The 19,406-nt window shown below is 65.5% G+C and carries 13 protein-coding genes; 2 read left to right on the top strand and 11 right to left on the bottom strand.

Going from position 1 to position 19,406, the window contains the following annotated elements:
* Positions 1 to 6: 6 nt before the first annotated feature.
* On the top strand, positions 7 to 2,019 hold the full coding sequence (gene paaZ / locus DFR51_RS16720; RefSeq protein WP_121053317.1) for a phenylacetic acid degradation bifunctional protein PaaZ: 2,013 nt from the start codon (positions 7 to 9) through the stop codon (positions 2,017 to 2,019).
* A 42-nt stretch (positions 2,020 to 2,061) separates the two neighbouring features.
* On the opposite strand, the gene DFR51_RS16715 is transcribed toward paaZ, so the two are convergent.
* Both DFR51_RS16715 and DFR51_RS16710 read right to left on the bottom strand, forming a co-directional pair.
* Entirely contained in the window at positions 2,062 to 2,793 is a 732-nt protein-coding gene (locus tag DFR51_RS16715; RefSeq protein ID WP_121053316.1) for a LuxR C-terminal-related transcriptional regulator, read from the bottom strand.
* A gap of 19 nt (positions 2,794 to 2,812) precedes the next feature.
* Positions 2,813 to 3,907, bottom strand: coding sequence for a helix-turn-helix transcriptional regulator (locus DFR51_RS16710; RefSeq protein ID WP_243445544.1), 1,095 nt, complete (start codon positions 3,905 to 3,907; stop codon positions 2,813 to 2,815).
* 274 nt (positions 3,908 to 4,181) lie between these two features.
* Between DFR51_RS16710 and DFR51_RS16705 the strand changes: the two genes are divergently transcribed.
* Positions 4,182 to 6,380 (top strand): TonB-dependent receptor, encoded by a 2,199-nt coding sequence (locus DFR51_RS16705; protein WP_121053315.1) that lies wholly within the window; start codon positions 4,182 to 4,184, stop codon positions 6,378 to 6,380.
* 67 nt (positions 6,381 to 6,447) lie between these two features.
* Here the strand turns inward: DFR51_RS16705 and DFR51_RS16700 are convergent, their stop codons facing one another.
* The 9 genes from DFR51_RS16700 to DFR51_RS16660 are packed head-to-tail and all read right to left on the bottom strand — an operon-like array spanning position 6,448 to position 19,397.
* A complete protein-coding gene (locus DFR51_RS16700; RefSeq protein ID WP_121053314.1) occupies positions 6,448 to 8,814 on the bottom strand; it encodes a TonB-dependent receptor in 2,367 nt (788 codons plus the stop codon).
* A 34-nt stretch (positions 8,815 to 8,848) separates the two neighbouring features.
* Complete coding sequence (locus DFR51_RS16695; RefSeq protein WP_121053313.1) at positions 8,849 to 9,988, bottom strand: thiolase family protein; 1,140 nt, start codon at positions 9,986 to 9,988, stop codon at positions 8,849 to 8,851.
* Positions 9,989 to 9,995: 7 nt separating this feature from the next.
* Positions 9,996 to 10,409 (bottom strand): Zn-ribbon domain-containing OB-fold protein, encoded by a 414-nt coding sequence (locus tag DFR51_RS16690; protein WP_160119078.1) that lies wholly within the window; start codon positions 10,407 to 10,409, stop codon positions 9,996 to 9,998.
* On the bottom strand, positions 10,406 to 12,022 hold the full coding sequence (locus DFR51_RS16685) for an AMP-binding protein (RefSeq protein ID WP_121053309.1): 1,617 nt from the start codon (positions 12,020 to 12,022) through the stop codon (positions 10,406 to 10,408). Before DFR51_RS16685 ends, DFR51_RS16690 begins: the two co-directional genes overlap by 4 nt.
* 1 nt (position 12,023) lies before the next feature.
* Positions 12,024 to 14,102, bottom strand: a complete 2,079-nt coding sequence (locus DFR51_RS16680; protein ID WP_121053307.1) for a hydantoinase B/oxoprolinase family protein — start codon at positions 14,100 to 14,102, stop codon at positions 12,024 to 12,026.
* A 12-nt stretch (positions 14,103 to 14,114) separates the two neighbouring features.
* Positions 14,115 to 16,256 (bottom strand): hydantoinase/oxoprolinase family protein, encoded by a 2,142-nt coding sequence (locus tag DFR51_RS16675; protein ID WP_121053305.1) that lies wholly within the window; start codon positions 16,254 to 16,256, stop codon positions 14,115 to 14,117.
* A 16-nt stretch (positions 16,257 to 16,272) separates the two neighbouring features.
* Positions 16,273 to 17,046 carry a hypothetical protein gene (locus DFR51_RS16670; protein WP_121053303.1) on the bottom strand — a complete coding sequence of 258 codons (774 nt, stop codon included), beginning with the start codon at positions 17,044 to 17,046 and terminating at the stop codon, positions 16,273 to 16,275.
* Complete coding sequence (locus DFR51_RS16665) at positions 17,043 to 17,378, bottom strand: acetone carboxylase subunit gamma (protein ID WP_121053301.1); 336 nt, start codon at positions 17,376 to 17,378, stop codon at positions 17,043 to 17,045. Before DFR51_RS16665 ends, DFR51_RS16670 begins: the two co-directional genes overlap by 4 nt.
* Before the next feature lie 3 nt (positions 17,379 to 17,381).
* Positions 17,382 to 19,397, bottom strand: coding sequence for a hydantoinase/oxoprolinase family protein (locus tag DFR51_RS16660; RefSeq protein WP_121053299.1), 2,016 nt, complete (start codon positions 19,395 to 19,397; stop codon positions 17,382 to 17,384).
* Positions 19,398 to 19,406: the final 9 nt, after the last annotated feature.

Below are 19,406 nucleotides of genomic sequence, written 5' to 3'. Positions count from 1 at the left end.
TCCCGCATGACCAAGATTCTTGAAAACTACGTCGAAGGCCGCTGGGTGAAGAGCGCGGGTGGGCTTTCGCCCATCCATTCCGCGCTCTCCGGCGATGTCGTTGCTGAAACCGGCAGCGATGGTCTCGATTTCGTCGGCATGGCGGACTTTGCGCGCAAGAAGGGCGGCAAGGCGCTGCGCGCGATGACCTTCCACGAGCGGGCGCTGATGCTGAAGGCGCTCGGCCAGGCGATCATGGAGCGCAAGGAAGAGCTCTACGACATGTCGTGGGACACGGGCGCGACGCGCACGGACAGCTGGATCGATATCGAAGGCGGCGCGGGCACGCTCTTTTCCTACGCCTCCAAGGGCCGCCGCGAGCTGCCGAACGACCGTATTCTCATCGACGGCGACACCGAAGTGCTGGCGCGTGACGGCACGTTCATCGGCCAGCACGTCTACACCTCGATGCAGGGTCTCGCGCTCCACATCAACGCATTCAACTTTCCCGTGTGGGGCATGCTCGAAAAGCTGGGGCCGACGCTGCTCGCCGGTGTTCCGGCGATCGTGAAGCCGGCGTCCGCCACCGCCTATGTGGCCGAAGCCGCGTTCCGCATCATGATCGAAAGCGGCGTGCTGCCCGAAGGCGCGCTGCAGTTCATCGCCGGGATGCCGGGCGATCTGATCGATCATCTGACGGGGCAGGATTCGGTGGCCTTCACCGGCTCTGCGGCGACCGCGGCGAAGCTGCAGCAGATCCCGGTGATCGCGCGCGAAGCCGTGCGCTTCACGGCAGAGCGCGATTCGCTCAATGCCTCGATCCTTGCGCCCGATGCGGTGCCCGGCACGCCCGAGTTCGACCTGTTCGTGAAAGAGGTCGCGCGCGAGATGACCGTGAAGGCGGGGCAGAAGTGCACCGCGATCCGCCGCGCGCTCGTGCCCGCCGCGCTGATCGACGCGGTGCAGGACGCGCTTTCCGCGCGCCTCGCCAAGACGGTCGTCGGCGATCCGCGCAGCGAAGGCGTCACGATGGGCGCGCTCGTCAGCCGCGGCCAGCTTGCGGACGTGCGCGCGAAGGTGGCCGAGCTTTCGGCGGTCGCGCCCGTGGTCTACGGCGACCCGAACGGGGCGGACGACGGCAAGGGCGCGTTCTTCGCGCCGATCCTGATGCGCACCGACGACCCGTGGAAGGCGGAAGCCATTCACGAAGTGGAGGCGTTCGGCCCGGTTTCGACGCTCATGCCTTATGCCGATCTCGCTGACGCGGCGGCGCTCGCCAACCACGGCAAGGGCTCGCTCGCGATTTCGGTGTTCACGCACGACGGTGCCACGGCGCGCGAACTCGTGCTTGAATCGGGCGCGTTCCATGGCCGCATGGCGTTCCTCAACCGTGAGTCCGCGAAGACCTCCACGGGCCACGGCTCGCCGCTTCCCGTTCTCGTCCATGGCGGTCCAGGCCGCGCGGGCGGCGGCGAGGAGATGGGCGGCATTCGCGGCGTGAAGCACTACATGCAGCGCACCGCGCTGCAGGGCGATCCGGGGCTGCTTTCGAAGGCGCTCGGCGAATATCTGCCCGGCGCACCGATGGCCGAGGGTACGGTGCATCCGTTCCGCCTGCGCCTAGGCGAGCTGGAGCCGGGCTATACGCTGAAGACCGGCTCGCGCACGATCACGCTCGAAGACATCGAACATTTCGCGGACTTCACCGGCGACAATTTCTACGCGCACATGGACGAGGAAGCCGCGAAAGCGAGCCCGATCTTCGGTGGGCGCGTGGCACACGGCTACCTGATCCTGTCGTTCGCGGCGGGCCTCTTCGTCGATGCGCCTCCGGGGCCGGTGCTCGCGAACTACGGCCTCGAGCACCTGCGCTTCGTGAAGCCGATGAAGCCCGGCGATTCGATGAAGGTGTCACTCACCGTGAAATCGAAGTCGCAGCGTTCGCCCGAGATGGGCGAGGTGCGCTGGGCCGTGCGCGTCACCAATCAGGACGACGAGCTCTGCGCGACCTACGACCTGCTCACGATGAACGCCGTATAGGTTTGTCGCGCTTTCCGGCCTGACCGGAAAGCGCGACAATCCCTAATCGAGGATCGCGGGCAGAAAATCCGCCGCGCCTGAGAAGCCGAGCCGCTGGTAGGCGCGCTGGCGGTAGGTGAGGACGCTGCTCGGGCGGATGTCGAGCGCGTCTGCCGTGCGTTCGGCGGTCCAGCCCGCGACGGTGCGCGCGGCGACCTGGCGTTCGCGCAGGGTCAGCACCGGAAAGGCGCGCGCGATACGGGTTTCCAGCCGTTCGACGAGACTGGTTTCGGAAGCCGGAACAGCCTGCCGGGCGAGCGCGGTGAGGCCGACGTTCGCAAGTGCGGTGAGCGCGGCAGTGCCTTCGCTGTCGCGGCGGCGATAGAAGCTCAGCACGATCGCCCGCCCGGCGCCGCGCCAGCCGAAGCAGAGCTTGTCGGCGAAGCGGGGCTGCTCGAAGCAGATCGCACGGTAATCGCGCAGGCCGATCTCGGCCGCACGCACGCAGGCGACGAAACCGCGTCCCGCTGCCGTGCGCTGGCGGGCGTGGACGACGGGATCGTGATGATAGAAGCGCTCGGCATAATGGCGCGCGCGCCGATCGTGGTCGCCGCGTTCGCTGATCGAGGAGAGCGCGACCGGGCGTTCGCCGTCGCGGATGTGATAAGCGAAAATCTCGTCGACCCCCGCCTCGCGCTGGGCGGCATCCAGCATCAATGTTCCGAACGCTGGCGTGCCGACGGCGTCGACGAGGGCGGCGCCGATATCGGGATCGAGGAGTGGAAGTTCGGCCATCGCCGAGACGCTACCCCGGCTACTGGATGTGCAGCAAGCGCGAGACGAGCTGCGTCCGGCTGCTGACACCGACCTTGCGGTAGATCGAGCGGAGGTGGTTCTCGCCGGTCCGCAGCGAGATGCCGAGTTCGTGGCTGAGCGAGGCATTGCACTTGCCAGAGGCGATCTGGCGCGCGATTTCCGTCTCCCGTTCGGTGAGGCCGAAGCGGCGGCAGGCGTCGCCGATCGCGTGGCGGGGCCCGCCGCCGCTCGTGACGACGAGATGGAAATTGCGACCGTCAGCGGTTTCGAAATTGCGCACCTCGACGTCGAACGTCCGCAGGCCGCTCGCCTTGAAGCTGAACGAAACACCCGGCGCGCGATCGGCGGCGAGCAAACGCGCCTTGATTTCGCCAAGCACCGACGAGCCGCCCTGCGCCCCGCCGGTAAGGCCCAGATCCTCCATGCCCTTCGCGTTGCCGTTGCGCACCACAAGATCCTCGTCGAGGATCAGGAAGCCCATTTCCGTTCCCGCCTCGCGTGCGGCGATGGCGATGGTTTCCGAGAGCGCCAGCGCCTCCTTGCAGGCGAGCGCGTAGAGTACGGAGCGAATCGCGGGCACCAGACGCTGGAACCACGAAAGCTGCTCGGGGAGGAAGGCGATGTCGCCGTGACGGCGATGAAAGCCGACGCAGGCGAGTTGCGTTTCAAGCCCGGTGCGCATCGGCATGGCGACGGCGACGACGTGGCCGATGTCGTAGGGGCGGAGGAACGTATCGCGATATTGGGGGTCTTCCTCGAGATCGCGCTCGAACGAGCCCGTCAGCAGGCTCGGCGCCGGACCGCGCTCGTCGTCCAGCCAGTCCATCACCGGACGGATCACCGGATCGAGCGCATAAAGCCCGTCGACATAGACATCCACCGAAGTGGGCTTGCTGCCGACGTAGCTGCGCGCACCGAAATGCCGATCGCCATAGGGCGAGGAAAAAATCTGCATGAAAACGCCGCTGCGCGCGCCCAAGGCTTCGACCATCGGTTCGAGCAGGGTTTCGCTGACTGCATCGGCGGTCTCGCAGGACAGAATCTTCTCGAAGAGTTCCGCCGAGGGATCTCCCCCGAAATTCGCGCTGGGCACCTCCGCCTCCCCTCATCTATCGGCCAGGCGCTCTTTAAGGCGCGTGTGCATAGATCGACCGATCGTACAATTAATCTACTGCCCCTGCAGTATGCATTCAATCAGAAAACCGGTCGCAGGGAAAGTGCCGGATATTCGCGGCTTTCGTGCCACACTCCCCATGAGTGTTTCCCGTTATAGCAGGGGCGCCGCAAGCGGGGCATGAAGCACCCCGAGAAGCAAGATGCCGGCCGCCATGGGGCGTGACCGGCTTTTCGGGGGAGGTACCAGACTCATGAAACGGACCAGCGGCTTGAACATGGGCGCCGGCGTTCTCGCGCTTTCGATCGCCCTTTCCGCAAACGCCGCAGCGGCGCAGGATGCGGCGACCAGCAACGATGCAATCGAGGAAATCGTTGTCACCGCGACGCGCCGCGCTGCGAACGTGCAGGACATCGGTATTGCGGTCACGGCACTCGGCGGCGAACGCCTGACAGAGCTTGGCCTTCACGACACGACCGAACTCGCCGCGATGACGCCGGGCCTTCAGTTCAGCGCGCCGGGCGGCCCGCCGGTGGCTGGCCTCATCTCGATTCGCGGTGTGTCGCAGAACGATTTCGCCGGTCATATCGAACCCGCCAACGCGTTCTATATCGACGAAGTCTATCAGCCTTCGAACGGCACGAGCGTGCAGCAGTTGTTCGACGTCAATCGCGTCGAGGTGCTGAAGGGGCCGCAGGGAACGCTGTTCGGCCGCAACGCGACGGGCGGTCTTATCCACGTCATCACGAACCAGCCGGGCGACACGCTCGATGGCTACGTCGATCTTACCTACGGCAGCCATGACCAGTTCCGTGCCGAAGCCGCCATCGGTGGCCCGATCGCGGAAGGCGTTTCCGCACGCGTGTCGTTCCTGAAGGATCGCCACGACGGCTACGTGAAAAACGCGATCGGGCCGGATCTGCTGGCCGACGACACGATCGCCGGCCGTTTTCAGCTCCGCCTGGAGCCGAGCGAAGCGCTGACGATTAACCTGTTCGCCGACTGGTACAAGATTCGTCCGGTCGCAACCGGCGGCGCGATGATAACGGGTGCGACGCAGGATGCCGACGGCCTTGGCGTGCCGCTGCCACCGGGTTCGCCCACCGGCTTCGGATATGCCGATGCGGATGGCGATCCCTACACCGGCGAATTCAACTATGCGGGCAATTTCGCGCGCGAAACCTGGACCATCGGCGGCAAGATCAATTACGATCTGGGCGGCGGCTATTCGCTCGCGACCGTTACCAGCTATCAGAAACTCGACAGCACCTACGCGGCTGATAACGACTTCTCGCCGGTCGACATCGGCGTTTTCGAACAGGATGCGAAGGCGAAACACATCACGCAGGAAATCCGCCTGATCGAGGACGACGGAGCGTTCCGCTGGACGGCGGGCCTCTATTACCTCAACATCAAGGGCGACTACTTCCAGGGTTTCAATCTTTCGGGCTTCGCCACCTATCCGCGCGCGGATTACCGGGTCGATACCAAGTCCTACTCGGGCTTCGCGCAGGCCGAATACGATCTTTCCGACCAGCTCAAGCTGTCGGCGGGCATCCGCGTGACGCGCGACGAGAAGGACTATTACTACTCCGAAGTCTGCGACGGCCCGCTCTGCCCGTTGTTCATTGCACCGGGGTCGCTCGCGGCGAACGGCGTCACCACGGACAAGCACAGCGAAACGGGCGTCTCCGGCCGTCTTGCACTCGATTGGAAGCCGAACGACGACACGCTGCTCTATGCAAGCATCAACCGCGGCTACAAGGCGTTCAACTATAACGCCGGCTTCGTGGGACAGGCACCGCTTTCAGGTTTCCGCTTCAAGGGGGAAAATCTGATGGCGTATGAAATCGGCGGCAAGTTCGAATTCTTCGACCGCCGTGTGCGCTTCAATGCGGCGACGTTCTATTACGACTATTCGGACTATCAGGCGTTCGACCAGCGCGGCTTCAACTTCACGCTGTTCAACACCAGTGCCGAAATCTACGGCGCCGATTTCGAACTGTCAGTGGCACCGGGCATGGGCTTCCGCTTCGATGCGGGCCTCGCGCTCCTGCACACGAACGTCGAGGATATTCCGATCGGCACGCGTCTTGTCGACCGCAAGGCGCCGCAGTCGCCGGGCCACACGATCAACCTCGCCGCGACGAAGGATTTCGATCTCGGCTTTGGCGAGCTGAGCACGACGTTCAACGCCGTCTACACCGCGGACTTCTACTCGCAGCTCACCAACGCGGCGGTCACGAAGGTTCCGGGTGGCTGGCTCGCCAACGCGCGCATCTCGCTGAAGACGATGGAGAACAAGCTCGAACTGTCGGTGTTCGCGAACAACGTGTTCGACAAGGCGCGCAAGGTCTTCTCGTTCGACGTCTCCGCCCCGCCGCTCGGCGGTGCCTACGACACCTACACGCAGCCGCGCTGGTTTGGTGCGCAGGTGCGGTACAACTTCTAGTTCGATACGAAAACGGCCGGAGGCAGGGCGCTGCCTCCGGCCGATACCGGCGATCCGAAGGGGATCGTCAGAAACGCGCGGTGAGTTGCAGCCCCCATTCGCGGGGACGGCCGACCACCATGTTCTGCACACCGAACGCGGGCACGAATTCGGCGGCGGTGAAATAGTCTTCCTTCGTCAGGTTCTTGCCGAAAAGAGCGACCTCGAACGCCTCGCTCGATGACGTCCAGGCGAGACGTGCATCAACAACCGTATAGGCCGGCTGCACGATCGTGAGCGAATTCGCCGGATCGTGATAGGTCTTGCTTCGGTGGCTGAGATCGCCCCGCACCGTCAGCCCGCCCATCGTTCCCGGCAGATCGAAACGATACTGCGCGCCGAGCGCGAGCGTCCATGCGGGCGCCTTCGGCAATTTGTTGGAGATCGGATAGCCCGTGCCCGCCGCGAGCGACTGATATTCGTTGTGCAGGTAGCCGATGCTTGCGTTGAGATCGAGGCCGGGCACCGGCGCGGCAAGGATCTCCGCCTCGAACCCGTAGAGATCGACGCTGCCCGCATTGTCGACCGTCAGAATGAGACCGCCCGTCGTCGGTGAGACGCTGTTGGTCTGCAGCTGCAGATCCTTGTACTGGCTGTAGAAGCCGGCAAGGTTGAAGGTCATCAGCCCATCCAGCAGCCGCGACTTCAGGCCCGCCTCATAGGCCGTCAGCTTCTCGGGATCGTAGGACTTGAACTCCTCGGGCGTCAGCGGCCGCGGGTTCCAGCCGCCGCTCTTGAAGCCCTTCGACCACGACGCATAGAGCAGCACGTCATCGCTGGCGCGGTAATCGATGCCGATCTTCGGCGTGAAGTTCTTCCACGTGCGCTCGTCGTGCGTCGGCGGTGTCGCGATGCGGCCCGAATTCGGGTAGATCGAATCGATGAAGTAGCGTTTGCTTTCCCAGCTGTAGCGCCCGCCGAGCGTCAGCGTCAGCGCAGGCACCACCTCGTAGCTCGCCTGGCCGAACACCGCCCAGTTGTTGGTGGTTAGCGCGGTCTGCGGCCGCACGTCGAGATCGAGCAGTGCGTTGAACGGATTGCCCGCGCCGCCCGCGCACGGAAGCCCGGCGACCGGCGGCGGGCAGGGCACGCCCGCAACGAGCGGGATCAATGCATCGGGGAGCAGTTCGAGCGCATCGTAGAGGCCCGAGGCGAGCAGCGTCTGGTTCACGTCGTGCGCGCGTTCACGGAAATAATAACCGCCGACCAGCCAGTTGAGACGCTTGTCTTCGGTCGCGCCGCTCAGCTGCAATTCCTGGCTGAACTGGTTCTCGCTCTGCACCTCGTCGGTGTGGATGATCGGGAACGGAGACTGGTCCATGTCGACCTGGATTTCCGCATCCATCTCGCGGTAGCCGGTGATCGACTTCACCGTGAGCGCCGGGCTTGCCTCCCACGCGATGGTGAGGTTCGTGCCCCACACGTCGGCCTTGTCGCGTGTCGGCCCCGTGCCGTTGCTTACGCGCCGGTCGGACGAGACCCAGCGGTCGTCGAACAACGAGCCTGCCGGGAGACCGTCGCGTGCGGTAACGAGCGGCGCGGCGATGGCATTGTAGAGATCGTAAAGACCGCCCGGGAACGAGAACGTGTCCGAAAGGCGCTGCGGCGATCCGTTCTGGCGGATGCGCGATGCATCGAACGACAGGTCGACGGTCCAGTCTTCGGATGGGTTCCACGCGATCGCGAAGCGGCCCGCATCGACATTGATGTCGCCAAGGTCGGTGCCGTCCGGGCGGATCACATAGCCGTCCTGGTTCTTGCTCGCGGCGGCGATCTTGATCGCAAGCACATCGGGAATCAGCGGCACCGAGATGCGGCCTTCCACATCGATGCGGTCGCGCGCGCCCACTGTCGTGCGGACCTGCCCGGAAAGTTCGTTGCCGGGCCGCGAGGAGATGATGTTGATCGCGCCCCCGATGGTGTTCTTGCCGTAGAGCGTGCCCTGCGGGCCGCGCAGCACCTCGATGCGCTCGATGTCGGAAAGGTCCATCATCGCGCCGATCGAGCGCGCGATATAGACGCCGTCGACGTAAACGCCGACGCCTGGATCGGTCGGGAAGATGAAGTCGTTCTGGCCGACGCCGCGGATGAAGATCGCCGCGTTGGTGCTGCCGCCGTCGCCCTTGCCCGAATTGATTTCGACGTTCGGCACATAGGCCGCGACATTGCCGATGTTGGTGACGTCGCGCGCGTTCATCTGCGCCGCGCCGAAGGCGGAAACGGAAAGCGGCGTATCCTGCAGGCTCTGCTCGCGCTTCTGCGCGGTGACGATGATCTCGGCGATGCCGGTTTCATCGGTGTCCTGCGCGGCGGCGGGCAGGGCAATACAGCCTGCCATCATCGCGGAAATGGAAATGCCGGCCCTTATGGCACCGGCAACAGACCTTCGAACCATGATGCAATCCTCCCTTGTTCTGGTGCTCTCTGCTTCAGCGTGACAGAACCGCCACGGTGCAGGATTTCGTGTCGCCGGCGAGGTCGCCGCCCATGCACTGAGCGAGGCCGACCCTGGCGCCTTCGACCTGACGCGCACCGGCGGTACCGCGCAGGTGTGCGGCGATTTCGGCGATCTGGGCGACGCCTGTCGCTGCGACCGGATGGCCGCGGCTCAGAAGCCCGCCGGAGACGTTGACGGGAATGCGGCCGCCGAGCGACGTCGCGCCGCTTGCGGCAAGAGGCCCGCCTTCGCCGGGCGCGCAGAGGCCGAGCGCTTCGCAGTGCAGGATTTCGGCGATCGAGAAGGCGTCGTGGCACTCGACGAGATCGAGATCGTCGGGGCCTATACCGGCGCGCGCATAGGCGGCGGCGGCGGTTTCGCTGTCCGTGTCCCACCGCGCGAGATCGACCGGGTTCTCGTAGCCGCCGCTTGCGAGAACGATGCTGTCGATACGAACGCCCGCACCCAGTTCGCGCGCCAGGCGATCGGAACCGATGACGATCGCGGAGGCGCCGTCCGCGATCGGGCAGCATTCGGAACGTGTGAGCGGATCGGCGACTGCCGGACCGGCCAGAACATCGGCCACGGTTTCGGCGCGCTGAAACAATGCATTCGGATTGAGCGCGCCATGGCGGCGGCTTTTTTCGACGACCGCAGCCATCTGTTCGCGCGTGGTGCCGAATTCATGCATGTGCCGCTGCGCACGCAGGGCGAAGCTCGCGGGCGTGACGAGGCCGAGCAGCGTGTCGATCTCGGTGCGCCCGGAATTGATGAGGCCGAGCGAGGGCACGCACATGCGCTCGACGCCGAGCACGAGCGCCGCCTCCATCTGCCCGGCGCGCACGGCATTCCAGGCGAGCCACAGCGCGCTCGATCCCGATGTGCACGCGTTCTCGACATTCACGATCGGCAGGCGCCGCAGGCCGACGTCGCGCAGCAGTGTCTGGCCGATCGTCGTGTCGCCGAACAGCATCCCGCCGAGCGCGTTCGCGACAAACGCACCTTCGATGCGGGCTGGCGCGAGACCGGCGTCGGAAAGCGCCAGGCGTGCCGCCTCGACACCGAGTGAAACGATCGTTCGTTCTAGTTTCTGCGTGAAGCGTGTCGTGCCGACACCGAGGATCGCGACCATGCGGGGATCAGTCTTTCAGTGCAGGCGTGAAATAGGGGCGGATGCAGGGTTCGCCGCCAAGCCCGACGCCGAGCGCGCCGCTTCTCAGATCGAGCGGCATACCGATACGGAAATCCTCCGTGTGCGCGGGATCGAGCAGCATGAAGATACGCAGCGGGTGCGCATCGAGATCGACGTAGCCGACAGCATAGGGCGCGGGCAGGCCGAACGGCGGCTTGGTGCGGATCACCGTGGCGCTGTAGAGCGTGCCGCTGCCGCCGAGGTTCACGGTTTCGGTTTCGGTCATGTCATCCGGGCAGTGCGTGCGTGCCGGAAAATGCTGCGCGCCGCACGCGGTGCAGAGGCTGCCGACGAGTTCGGTAATCGTGCCGTCGCCCGTAAAGATCCCCTCGGCGAAGGGCAGGAGCGTGTCGCCGCTCATGCCGCCGCATCCTTCAGCAGCGCATGCCATGCGGGGTCTGCCTCGCGGTCATAGGTGTCGGGCGTCACGCCCTCGGCGCGCAGCGCATATTTCTGCACGCGTTCGGTCGGCGTCTTGGGCAGGCTCGCGAGGATACGAACGTAGCGCGGCACCATGAAGCGCGCCATTTGGCGCAGACAATGCCGCATCAATTCGATCGGTTCGAGGCTCTGGCCCGGACGCAGCGTCAGGCAGATCATTACCTCGTCCTCGCCGAGTTCGGAAGCGACGGCGACCGCAGCGGATTCGAGCACGGCGGGGTGGGCGTTGACGCCGCGCTCCACCTCGTAGCTCGAAATATTCTCGCCCCGCCGGCGCAGCGCATCCTTCTTGCGGTCGACGAAATAATAATAACCGTCGCTGTCGCGTTTCAGATAATCGCCCGTGTGGAACCAGAGATCGCGCCACGCCTCCACGGTCTTTTCCGGCATCCGGTAATATTCCAGCATCATGCTGTTCATCGCATTCGGCCGGATCAGCAATTCGCCGGGCATATCGTCGGGCACGTCGGCGCCGTCGTCATCGACGAGCCGGACTTGATATTGCGGCAGCGGCTGGCCGCAGCATCCGGGGCGGCGATGATCGATGCTGTTGTTGAGCGGAATGCCGATCTCGCTCATGCCGTAGCCTTCGACGAGACGGACGCCGAAGCGCGTCTCGAATGCTTCGAACAAGTCCTTGGGCGCGCCCGCGCCCATCATCAGACGGAGGCTGTTGTTCGCATCGTCCGGTGAGGGTGGTGCCTTCCAGAGAATCGGGAGAATACCCCCGATATAGTTGAACGCCGTGCAATTGTATGTGCGCACCTCGTCCCAGAATGCGGAGGCGGAGAAGCGCCGCGCGAGCACCATGCGCGCGCCTGAAAGCAGCGCGGGAATCGTCGAGAGGAATTGTGCATTGCCGTGGAACAGCGGCAGCGCGTTGTAGAGGCAGTCCTCGGGCGTGTAGCGGCAGCCTTCCGCGATGATCGCGGCCTGCATCAGCACGTAATTCTGCGGCAGCACCGCGCCCTTGGACGGGCCGGTGGTACCGGAGGTGAACATCACCGCGACGGGGTCGGCGGGACCGACCAACGGCGCATCGCCGAGAGGCGCGGCGTTTTGCAGCGCGCTGAAACCGACGACCTGCTGCGAGATGCCGTCCAGCCCTGCACCATCCAGCAGCACAATCGTGCGCAGTTTCGGCAGATCGGCGGCGATGTCCTGAAGGCGGACCTGAAATGCGCCTTCCAGGATCAGCAGGGAGCAATCCGCCTGATCCAGCATGTAGTGCAGCAGCGTGCCGCGATGCGCCGTGTTGATCGGCACTTCGATGGCACCGAGCTGCGAAAGCGCGAACCAGGAGATGAGAAATTCGGGCCGGTTCCCCATCATGATCGCGACCTTGTCGCCGCGCCCGATGCCGAGCGCGGCAAAGCCGCCCGCAACGCGCGCTGCCGCGTCGTTCAGCGCGCCGAACGTGAAGTCCGTTCCTTCGAAATGAAGGAACGGATCGTTCGGGCGTTCAGCGGCCCGCTGTTTCAGCAGGCCGTGAACGGTTCGTTCGGCAACGTTCGCGAGCATGTCTACCGGCATCTCAGGCGGCGCGAAGCTGCACGACCGGCTGCATCCCGTCGCGCGGGTTCGGCCAGCTGCCGTAGTAGCGGAGCGCCTCTTCCGGCGGCGAAAGCTTCGACCAGCCCTTCACGAACGCGCCGTAGGGTTTCGCCCGGGCGAGACGCTCGGTGCGTGCCGCCTTGCGCAGCGCATCGGTGCCATCGGCATCAAGGCGCATCGTCTCGAGATCGTAGGCGATCTTGTAGATGTTCGCCGCCGCCCAGTGCGACACGCGTCCGTTGCGCAGATCGCCAAGCACGCTCGCCGGATCGCGCTCCAGCGGATCGCCGTAGCCGCCGCCGCCACCGACGCCGACATAATAGGTGTCGCCGTCGTTGAACGGCTGCACGACCATGCTGACGTCCATCGCCTGCTTCTTGCCGATCTCGGGATTGTCCGCCGCGAACACGCCGGAAAGGTCGTGCGGCAGCGGCGTTGCGCCGTCCGCCATCAGCGCTTTCAGGTTGCTGTCGTGCACGGTCTGCACGAACACCGGCGGCACGGCATAGCCGCCGAACAGGCCGAGCGTCGTCGGGAAGCGTGAACCGCCGCCCATCGAGCCGAGCATGAAGCGGTTGGTATCGTGCACCATCAGCCCGAAGCCGACGCCGCAACCGCCGCGCTGCTTGCCGTGGCCGTAGCTGTTGTTGAAGAGATTGCGGAACGTGTAGAGGAACGGCCGGTCGCTCTCGGTCGCCTCGACGTCGGAGCAGTCGCTCATCGTCGCGAAGAAAGCGCCCGCCGCTTCCACGCCGTCCATGTCCGGCCGCGCGCCGCAGCCCGTCGCGTTGATCTCGGGCGTGATGTCCGCGATGCCTTCGCCGAACTGGTTGATCCCGCCGAAGGTCGGGATCGCGAAGCCGGAGAACCAGGCGGCGACTGCGCGCGAGGAATCGTAGCTGTAGGTCATCCGCGCGCCGGTAAGGAAAATGCCCTGCGTGAAGCAGGTCTGCACCAGCGGTGCGAGCGAGGTGGAGGCGTCGCCCTTGGCGTTCACCATGCAATCCTCCGGGAAGCGCCAGTCGATCGCTTCCAGAAGGCCGTTGTTGGCGGGCAGGTCGTGGAACAGCCAGCCGCAGTAATAGACGCACGACAGGCCGAGGATACCCTGGAAGAAGCTGTTGATCGGTCGGCCTTCGACGAGCGGCGAGGTGTTCTCGAAATCCATGATGATGCGGTCGCCCTGCTTGATCATGGTGAGATTGATTTTGGTGAGGCCGGATTCGGTGCCCACCGTGTCGAGGAAGCGCGGCTGCCGGTAGATGCCGTCGTTGAGTTCGGCTACGCGGCGCTTCGCGGCTTCGCCCGTCTGCGTCAGGATGCGGCGCAGGCCGCCGATGAAGAACTCCGGCCCCTTTTCCTCGATCACTTCGAGCACACGGCGCTGCGCGATGCGCGCCGCGGCAAGGCGTGCTTTGATGTCGAGGATCATCGTGCGCGGGTCGCGCGTCATCGCCGCCAGCATGTTGAGGATATCCTCGCGCAGCTGGTAATTCTCGCCGATCTTGATCGGCGGCACGAGAAGCCCTTCGTCGTACTTGGTCTTCGCGGTGTTGCAGGTGCCGCCGGGCTCGGTGCCGCCCGCCTCGCCGGTATGCACGGCGGCCGCGATGAAGCACATCAGCTCGCCCTTGTAGAACACGGGCACGGCGAGACCCATGTCGGCGTTGTGCACACCGCCGTAGAAGGGGTCGTTATAGAAGAAGCTGTCGCCGTCGCGCACGCCCACCGATGGTTCGTCCACCCAGTGCTTCACCGCGTATTTCAGCGGAAGCTGGCCGAGCACGGCGTGGTGATAGATGCCGGTTGCGCAGACGCTGAGATCGCCCTGCCGCGTGAAGACGCCGAAGGCGACGTCGCCCCAGCGCATCGCGGTGGAGGCGCCGAGCTTCATCGTCGTCTCTTTGCCCTCAAGCGCGATCATGTGCATCTTGTGCTTGAAGATATCGAACTCCACCGGGTCGATATGCGCCTGTGCGGCGGCTTCGGCCTCGGTCATAGGTTCGGGGCGCAGACGCTGAACCACCTCGTAGTCGCGGGCGTAGGCTATGCCGGTCATGTTCTCTCTCCCTCAGGCGCTGCGTTCGAGGACGCCGTTCCGCCAGGCGTCGATGTGGAAGGTCCAGCCCGGCGCGACCACATGGGTGGTGTCCGGGCTTTCGATGACGGCGGGTCCGGCGAGCCGATTGCCGGGTTTCAGGCGGCGCGCGTCGTAGATCGGCGTGGCGACGAAGCCGTCCGCCGGGTCCCAGTAGACGGGGCGTGTTTCGGTCTTCGCGCTTGCATCCGGCTCGGCCGCGGCGAGCGTCTCGGCCGGCAGCGCGAAGGGGTTCTGCGCGACGGACGCTGTGAGGAAAAAGCTCTCCACGTTGATACCGCCCGCCGGGAAGGTCGCCTCGGGCGAATAGACCTCGGCGTAACGCGCGGTGAACGCATCGCACAGCGCCTTCACGTCGTCCGCGTTATCGAGCCGCAGCTTCGGCGCGGTCACGCGCGTCATGTTGTACTGGCTGCCGTAGCGCATATCGAGTTCGAGCTGGAACGCCATGTCGCGCTCGTTGAAGCCTTCGAGCTTCAGATCGCGCGTCGCGAGATCGACGAGTTCCGAAACGAGATCGTTGAACGACGCGAGATCGGAAAGATACGCCTGCTCCGACCAGTTGAAGAGCTTCAGTGAACGCGAGCGTTCCCACACCTCCTTGATCGCCATCGTCGAGGCGCCGAATGCGCCGAACACGGAGGATTGCAGCGGCACGACGATCTTGCTGACGCCGATGAACGGCGCGAAGCCCACCGCATGCGCGCCGCCCGCGCCGCCGCAGGCGTAGAGAACGAAGGTGCGCGGGTCGTGACCCTTCAGCGCAACCTCGTTGAACACCTCCTGCCCCATGCGCGCATCGATCATGCGGCGGATGCGCCATGCGGCTTCCTCCACGGGAATGCCGAGCGGCTGCGCGATCTTCTCGTTGATCGCCTTTTTTGCGAGATCGATGTCGAGCAGCATCTCGCCGCCGAGATAATTCTCGGCATTGTAGAGGCCGAGCACGAGATCGGCGTCGGTCACGGTCGGTTCCTTGCCGCCCTTGTCGTAGCAGGCCGGCCCCGGCATCGATCCGGCGGACTGCGGACCGACTTCGAGCGTGTCGCCGAGCGTGGCGTTGATCCACGCGATCGAGCCGCCGCCCGCGCCGATCGATTTCACTTCGATTGCCGGAATGTTGGTGCGCCAGCGGTCGATCACCGGGATGAAATCGTGCGCCTTGATCGCGCCGCCCTCGATGAGGCCGATGTCGAACGAAGTGCCGCCCATGTCCGTGAACACGATGTTGCCGTCCGCCGAGAGGCCGCCGAGCGCCGCAGCGCCGTGCAGCCCCGCGACCGGCCCGGCGTTGTGCGTCAGCACGGCGCGGGTGCGTGATGCCTTCTTGGTGCCGCCGGTGTTGTGGACGAGCGTCAGCGGCTTCTTGTAGCCGCCGTCGCGCAGTTCGTTGCCGAGCTTGTTGAGTTCGTCGGCCATGAGCCCGTGGATGTAGGCATTGACGACAGCGGTCATCGTGCGCGTGTATTCGCCCGCCTTGGGCGAGATTTCCGAAGATAGGATCACCGGCATCGAGCCGAGATAATCCTCGGGATATTCCTCTTCGATCACCTGCTTGATGAACTGTTCGTGCTCGGGGTTCACAAACGACCAGAGCAGCGACACGACGAAGCCCTGCGCGCCGCGATCAACGAGCGCCTGCAGCTTTTCAAGAACCTCCTCGCGCGAAAGCGGCGCGATGATCTTGCCCGCATAATCGATGCGCTCGCGCACCCCGACGACCATGTCCGGGCTGATCAGCGGCACTGGCTTTTCGATGCGCGCAAGGTCGCGGCCCTGCTGCCAGCCGAGCCCATCCGCCCAGCTACGGCCGCGGCCGATGAAGATCGTGTCCTCGAAGCCTGCCGTGGTGATGAGCCCGAGCTTGGGGCCGGTGCGCTCGATCAGCGCGTTCGTGCCCACCGTTGTCGAATAGCGAACGCTCGAAAGACCGCTCAGGAATTCCGGCAGTTTCAGTTTCAGCCCCTTCGCGAGCAGGCCCATGCCGCGCATGAAGCCGACCGAAAGATCGTAGTGCGTTGTCGGCGTTTTCGCCGTGTGGAAGCCGCCGCCCTCGTGGGCGCAATAGAAATCGGTGAACGTGCCGCCGACATCGATGCCTACCGTGTAACTCATCGAAACGCCCTCGTCCTCAAGGTTGGCGGGCGCCGCTGAAGGCGCCCATGAATGCGTGCATGGTCTCGACCGGCAGCGGATCGGGTCCGCCGCCGAGCGTCGTGATGATGAGCGGCCGTGTCGCCGCGAGCGCTGCTGCGTTACTCGCTGCCGCTGTGTCGTTTGCCGCTAGCGCGATTCCCGCGACAGGGCCTTCGGCGGCGATGCGGTCGAGAAGGGCGGCGTCCGCTGTTCCTGCGGCGATCACCGCCTCGGGTTTCAGTCGCACCGCTGCATCGGCGGCGTCTTCATCCGGGATCGCCATGATGATGCCGAGCGGCACGTCGAAATAGGAGGTGACGTTGCGCAGCGTGTTGAACAGCTTGCGCGCGCCCATGCCTGCGAGTTCCGATGCGGGCACAGTGCTTTCATCGAACAGCAGAAGCGCCGGGCGCGCCTCACCGATCCCCTCGACGATGCCCGTCAGCACCTCCTTCGCGGCGTCGGCGTCGCTCGTCGCGGCAAGCGTCACTGGACCGGGCAGAATGGGGACGACCGGGCGGCCACCTTCGGCGGCGAGGCGGCGGACCGCTTCCACCGTGCTCGCGCTATCCGACGCATCGATTTCGATAACGATGGCATCTGTCGCGAACAGCGCGGCGATGCGCTTCGCCGCCTGCACGATCTGGCCCGCATCAGCGGCAAACGCGTTCCACGGCTGGCCGCACACTGGCGCGGCGAGGGACGCAAGGCGCGGCAGCACTGCTGCGCCTGCGTCGCCGCCGAGAACAGAGGCCAGCCGGTTGGTCATGCAGCGGCATGGCGGCGCTTCAGCGCAGCGATATCGAGTTCGATCTCGTGCGTGATCGGGTGTCCCGGCGGTAGATACTCGTTTTCCAGCATCGTCGCGCAGCCGGGGCAGTAGAATTCCACGAGACGGCAATAGGTGCTGTCCGGGGTGAAGCTGTAGCTGCCCTCCGCGACGAGCGGGGGATGCACCTCTTCAAGCGGCGGCTGCGCCACGACGCAGCCTTCCTTGTAGTTGCGGTGCGCGGAGCCGAGATCGTGGCCGCAGCGGTTACAGCGCCACGTTTCCGTGGGCAGGTCGATATCGAGATACTCGGTGATGCGGACTTTGCTCATCGCTTAATTCCGTTCGAGAAGCGCGTTGTCGTAGGCGTCGATGGCGAGGCTCCAGCCTTCGGGCACCAGGATCGTCGTCTGGCTCGATTCCACGATTCCCGGGCCGGAAAGTGCGTGGCCGGGCCCCATGCGCGCGCGGTCGTAAACCGGTGTCGCGATGCGCGCGGGACCGCCGAACCATACCTGCCGGTCGGCAAGGCGCGCAGACGGGAAATCCGCCGCTGCCGTCTGCCCGTGCCGCCATTCGAAATGGGGCACGCGCGCGGAGGCGCTGTAGGCAATGCTGGCGAGGCGCAGCGGACCCGCGGTGCCGAGTGCGTCGCGTGCGGCGACGAGCGCAGCTGCTGCAGCATCGGCGTCGGAAATCGCGGCGGTTTCCGCGGCGACGAGAATTTCGGGCTCGCCGCCCGCGCCGGTCCAGAAGAGCTGGAGCCGTGCCTCGGCATCCGCCGGTTCGAAGCCCTCGCCGCGCATGTCACGCGCGGCCTCGGTCGCCATTTCCGCAACAAGCGTGCCTGCGGAGAGAAGGTCGCTCGCGCTTTCCACAAGAAGGTCCGCGCGGCGGTAATAGATATGGCCGACGTCCATCAACGATGATCCGAACGCCGAAGAGACGGCGGAGAAGGGCGTGATGATCACGCGGCCGACACCGGCGTTCGTCGCAATGTCCGCAGCGTGGATCGCGCCCGCGCCGCCGTAGGCGATGACGGGAAGACCGCTCGGGCGCCCGAGCCGCTCGGCGACCGCGCCGACCGCCTTGCCCATCGCGGCTTCCACGTTGCGGCGGATGGCGAGCGCGGCGTCTTCGATGCTGAGCCCCAGCGGCTGCGCGACGGCGGCGTCGATCGCGGCGCGCGCTTTACCCAAGTCGAGCGTCATGCCGCCGCCGAGGAAGCGTGCGGGATCGAGGATGCCGAGCACGAGGTTCGCGTCCGTCACCGTCGCCTTCGTGCCGCCAAGCCCGAAGCACGCCGGGCCGGGGAGCGCTCCCGCCGATTGCGGCCCCACCTTCAGCACGCCGCCCTCGACCTCGGCGATCGATCCGCCGCCCGCGCCGAGCGCGTCGATCGCCATCATCGGCAGGTTACACGCGAAGCCTTCGACCTCGGGCTGCAGCGCGTAGCTCGCCTGTCCGCCGTCCACGTAGGAGATGTCGAAAGAGGTGCCGCCCATGTCGGTGGCGATCAGCGTGTTGGCGCCGTAGAGCGCGCCGATCGCGCGAGCGCCATAAAGCCCGCCTGTGGGGCCGCTGTTGTAGGTGTTGATCGCGCGCGTCTTCGCGACACGGGCGACCGCGCCGTTGTTGTGGCCGATGAAGAGCGTGCCGCGATAGCCGCGCAGCCGCAGCTCTTCGCCCGCCTTGTAGAGCAGCCGCGCGAGCTTGCCGTGGATGTAGGCGTTGAGCACGGCGGCGTTGATCCGCTCGCGCGTGCCCGGCCGCGCCGAAATGTCCGAAGCGAGGAAGGTGGGCACCGAGCCGAGGTAATCGCGCGGATACTCGGCCTTGATGACGGCGCGCACGCGGCGCTCGTTCGCTGGGCTCAGATCGGAGTTCGCGAGCGCGACGACGATGCCGCGTGCGCCCCGGTCGATCAGCGTCTGCGCCGCATCGAGAATGGCGGCGGCGTCCGGCGATGTCGTCACCGTGCCGTCGGCGGCTACGGCTTCGGCGATCCCGATCACCATGTCCGGTGCAACGAGCGGCGATTTGCCCTCCTCGTCATGTGTCGGCGCCATCGCTTCCGAGCCCGCCGTGACGATCAACCCGATCTTGGAGCCGTTGCGCTGGATGATCGTGTTCGTGCCGATCGTGTTCGAGAAGCGGATGATGTCCGTCTCGCCCAGGAAATCCTCGATGCCGCGTTCGAATGCCTCCGCGCCTGCGCTGATGCAGTCGAGGAAGCAGGCGGTGAGGTCGTGCGGCGTCGTCGGCACTTTCACGGTGCGCACGTCGCCGTCCCGCACGATGAAGCCGTCGGTGAACGTTCCACCGGTGTCGATGTCGATGGTGATGCCCATGAGGTTTTT

The organism is Sphingosinicella microcystinivorans, assembly GCF_003634215.1.
GTDB classification, from domain to species: Bacteria; Pseudomonadota; Alphaproteobacteria; order Sphingomonadales; family Sphingomonadaceae; genus Sphingosinicella; species Sphingosinicella microcystinivorans.
The sequence above is the reverse complement of the archived record's forward strand: the minus strand, read 5'-3'. Positions and strand labels throughout refer to the sequence as shown.